The organism is Megasphaera sp. AF13-6AC (assembly GCF_027685385.1).
GTDB classification, from domain to species: Bacteria; Bacillota; Negativicutes; order Veillonellales; family Megasphaeraceae; genus Megasphaera; species Megasphaera micronuciformis.
The window spans coordinates 1-2,403 of the sequence record NZ_JAQCUN010000140.1; the positions used below are offsets into that span (position 1 = coordinate 1).

Here is a 2,403-nt window from a genome sequence, read left to right on the forward strand (position 1 = left end):
CTGTAGATCACCTGGGATCGGCCTCGATTATTGCTCGATATATTAACCAGAAAAAGGAAGAAACGGACTTAGGTGATATTGTCGTAGTTTCTCCCGACTTAGGCGGCGTTACGCGCGCTCGTGATTTGGCAGATCGCGTAAATGCTCCTATTGCAATTATTGAAAAAAGAAGACCCCGTCCGGGTGTTGCCGAAGTTATGAATATTATCGGCGACGTAGAAGGTAAGACCTGTATTATTGTTGATGATATTGTCGATACGGCCGGCTCTTTGTGCGGCGGTGCCAAAGCTTTGAAAGAACGCGGTGCGGCTAAGGTTATGGCGGCCTGTGCACATGCCGTGTTGACTGATCCGGCTGTAGAACGAATTCAAAACTCCGATATTTCCGAACTCGTAATTACCAATACCATCCCCTTGCCGGCAGAAAAGGCTATCGACAAGATTAAGGTGCTTTCCGTAGCGCCTTTACTGGGTGAAGCGATTATGCGTATTTTCCATCAAGTATCGGTAAGTAAACTGTTTGAAAAATAAAGAGGAGTTTTAAGCCGTGCATATGATTGCGGGACTCGGTAATCCGGGTCATGAGTACGAAGGCAGTAAACACAATGCGGGGTTTACGGTAGTCGATGAGTTGGCACGTCGGTGGGGTGTTAACACTTGGCAGACCAGAATGGATGCGGAAGTGGCAATTGCCAATGTTGACGGTGAACAGGTCTTACTTGTTAAGCCGCAAACGTATATGAATGACAGCGGCAAGTCTGTCGGTCCGCTTATGCGTTGGTATAAGATTGATGAAAAAGACGTGTATGTCGTGTATGATGATATGGATTTGCCTATAGGTAAATTACGTATTCGTGAAAACGGCAGTGACGGCGGTCATAACGGTATTAAGAGCTTATTTGCCAACGGGTGTCGCAATTTTGTTCGCTTTCGCTTGGGCATCGGACGCCCTTTGGGACATATGGACGTTATACATCATGTATTGACGCCTTTTCCGGAAGAATATCGTCAGACTTTTGCAGACGGTGCCGCTTATGCGGCCGAGGCTGTAGAAGGATGCTTAAAGCTTGGTGTGTCTAAAGGTATGAATCGCTATAATCCGAGGCGCAATAAATAGAGACTTGAATATAAGAGCCGCACTTTATCGGTATGTCCGGCAAGGTGCGGCTTTGTATCTGTACAGACAGTGTTTCGGCAGGGCTTAGCAGGGATTCTGCCCGCCGTCAGTTTTGAGTGAGTCAGAGGAGACATGCATGGAAGAAATATTAAGAAAAGGCCGCATGGCCTTATTTACCGTATTGTTGTGGGCTGTGACCGTAATCGTCGTCTCTGCCGCTGTACCGACGACGGAGGCTGAGTCGGCTTGCCTTATCGATGCCGATACAGGTCGGATTTTATATCAAGTGAATCCTAATAAATGGGTTCATCCGGCGAGTACGACAAAAATCGTTACGATGCTTACCGCTCTGGATAAAGGGGCCGATAAGTTGGATCAGCCGATTCATATTTCACAATATGCGGCTGATACGGAGCCGTCCGTTCTGGGGATTGTTCCCGGCGACAAACTGACTCTACGGGAAGCCATGCGGGGTATGATGGTCGTATCCGGTAATGATGTAGCCGTAGCCGTAGCAGAGACCTTGGGTGGAACCGTAGGGGCCTATGCGGACATGATGAATGCCGAAGCCGCTAAGTTGGGTGCAACGCATACACATTTTGTCAATCCTAACGGATTGACGGCACCGAAACATTATACGACAGCCGTGGATATGGCTAAAATAACTGCTTACGGGTTAAAGCACTATCCTGAATTTAAGTATACCGTGTCATTACCGAATTATACGGTGAAGTATCTGGACGGACGGACCAAATACGTGGAAACAACGAATCGCTTTTTGACGAGCGGTTATAAAGGGGCTGACGGTGTTAAGACCGGGTATACGGATGCAGCCGGTGTTTGCCTCGTCGCCTCGGCCACGAGAAACGGACACACTCTGGTCGTGTCTCTCTTTAATGATGATAACCGCTGGACTGACGCTCCTGCTATTTTGGACTACGGCTTCAGACGCTTACAGTTGGGAAGATAGACATAAAAAAAGCAAGGCTGTTAAACAGCCTTGCTTTTTTGTATCTTTTAGTAATCCTGAACCAAAAGTTCGAAAAACGCTTGCGGATGCGAACAAACGGGACATACTTTCGGGGCTTCTTCTGCTTCCAGGATGAAACCGCAGTTACGACAAACCCATGTACGTTTTTCAGGGCGTTTGAAAGCAGCACCGCTTTCAACGTTAGCCAAGAGATCGCGATAACGTTCTTCATGGTGTTTTTCAATTTTACCTACATGATCGAAGAGAAATGCGATTTTGTCGAACCCTTCTTCACGAGCAACTTTAGCAAATTCAGG

Annotated in this window: 4 protein-coding genes; 3 read left to right on the top strand and 1 reads right to left on the bottom strand. The window is 47.4% G+C overall.

Going from position 1 to position 2,403, the window contains the following annotated elements; genetic code table 11:
* The 3 genes from PGX78_RS07155 to PGX78_RS07165 form a co-directional block, all read left to right on the top strand.
* On the top strand, window positions 1-530 hold a 530-nt coding region (locus tag PGX78_RS07155; protein WP_270446160.1), incomplete at its 5' end, for a ribose-phosphate diphosphokinase.
* 22 nt (window positions 531-552) lie between these two features.
* Window positions 553-1,116 (top strand): aminoacyl-tRNA hydrolase, encoded by a 564-nt coding sequence (pth, locus tag PGX78_RS07160; protein WP_270446167.1) that lies wholly within the window; start codon window positions 553-555, stop codon window positions 1,114-1,116.
* Between the two features lie 136 nt (window positions 1,117-1,252).
* Window positions 1,253-2,086, top strand: coding sequence for a D-alanyl-D-alanine carboxypeptidase family protein (locus PGX78_RS07165; protein WP_270446162.1), 834 nt, complete (start codon window positions 1,253-1,255; stop codon window positions 2,084-2,086).
* Window positions 2,087-2,133: 47 nt separating this feature from the next.
* On the opposite strand, the gene PGX78_RS07170 is transcribed toward PGX78_RS07165, so the two are convergent.
* Window positions 2,134-2,403 (bottom strand): rubrerythrin family protein (locus PGX78_RS07170; protein WP_442864813.1); only part of this gene is annotated, 270 nt, incomplete at its 5' end.